The organism is Undibacterium sp. GW821-FHT11B02 (genome assembly GCF_058808955.1).
Map to the genome: position 1 here is coordinate 1 of NZ_JBXASD010000035.1, position 949 is coordinate 949.

A 949-nucleotide genomic window follows, 5' to 3' on the forward strand; every position below is an offset into this window, starting at 1 on the left:
TGAGCTTCCCTCGGTAATTAGTTCACCATCAGGTGAATGTCATGCAGCCAGATTCTCTTGAATTTGTTTCTTCATCCAGTCTTCCAGATATTGAACCGGCGAGCGATAACCTAATGTTGAGTGCTGGCGGGTTCGATTATAAAACACTTCAATATATTCAAAGCTTGCTGCCTTCATTGCGTCATGGGTTGCGTAACGAATTCCATGATAGCGCTCATTCTTGAAGCTGTTAAACCAGCTCTCGGTAGGTGCGTTATCCCAACAATTTCCTTTGCGGCTCATTGAGCAAACCATACCAAATTCCTTGAGCTTGCTCTGAAACGCATTGCTGGCATATTGACTACCACGATCAGAATGATGCATCACACCAGTTGGCGGTCGGCGGCGGAACCATGCCATCGTTAAAGCATCCATCACAATGTCACTGGTCATGCGTGGCTTGAGTGACCAACCAATCACCTCCCGGTTAAATAGATCAAGCACGATAGCCAGATAGAGCCATCCTTCGTCTGTCCATAAGTAAGTGATATCAGAAGTCCATGCTTGATTCGGCGCCGTCGGCAGAAAGTTTCTATCGAGCAGATTGTCTGCAACAGGTAACGCATGTTTCGAGTCTGTCGTTACCTTGTAGCGGCGCTTATGCCTTGCGCGTATGCCATGCTCTCGCATCAATCTTTCGACACGTTCTTTGCTGGCTGTAAAGCCGCGCAATCTCAGTTCTCTGATCATGCGCGGGCTGCCATACGCGCCCTTGAGTTCTGCATGAATGGCGCGAATGATTGCCAGCATCTGTGCCTCAGTTAAGCGCTTTCTGCCAGGAATTCCACCTCGTTGCCAGGCGCGATAACCACTCACACTGACTTCCAATAGGGCGCACATTTCTGCTAAAGAATAAGTTTTGCTGTTGCCAGCTATCCATGCATACTTCACACAACATCTTTCGCGAAGT

The 949-nt window shown here is 48.3% G+C and carries 1 protein-coding gene; it reads right to left on the reverse strand.

Annotation, left to right across the window (positions count from 1 at the left end):
* Window positions 1–39: 39 nt before the first annotated feature.
* A partial coding sequence (locus AC1RVX_RS29995; protein ID WP_493220244.1) for an IS3 family transposase occupies window positions 40–949 on the reverse strand: 910 nt, incomplete at its 5' end.